The organism is Bradyrhizobium uaiense (genome assembly GCF_010811875.1).
GTDB lineage: Bacteria > Pseudomonadota > Alphaproteobacteria > Rhizobiales > Xanthobacteraceae > Bradyrhizobium > Bradyrhizobium uaiense.
In genome coordinates this window covers 1-241 of record NZ_VKHP01001050.1, presented here as the reverse complement: position 1 = coordinate 241, position 241 = coordinate 1, and the positions used below count along the sequence as shown (strand labels likewise).

2 pseudogenes are annotated in these 241 nt (G+C 66.4%); one reads left to right on the top strand and one right to left on the bottom strand.

Annotated features, from left to right (window positions below):
• A pseudogene (locus FNJ47_RS48725) lies at nt 1-125 on the bottom strand (branched-chain amino acid ABC transporter permease); the annotation flags it as partial.
• Here FNJ47_RS48725 and FNJ47_RS52695 point away from each other — a divergent pair.
• Nucleotides 117-241: pseudogene (locus FNJ47_RS52695) on the top strand (branched-chain amino acid ABC transporter permease); the annotation flags it as partial. The pseudogenes FNJ47_RS48725 and FNJ47_RS52695 sit on opposite strands and share 9 nt — an antisense overlap.

The following is a 241-nucleotide window of genomic DNA, read 5'->3' as shown; positions in this document are numbered from 1 at the left end:
AGCGTGCCATAGACGATGAGGTCGACGCCGCGACCGGAGCCGCCGATGAAGGAGCGCGTCAACTCGGTGAGCGGGATCAGGATCACCGCACCAAGCACCGGGCCCCACAGCGTGCCGATGCCGCCGAAAGCCTCGGTGTGGTCGTGTTCAACTCCAAGATGGGCGCGGCGGCGGTCTCGGCGTTCCTGGTCGCGGTGGGCGGCAGCTTCTACGCCCAGTTCGTGTCCTATATCGATCCCGA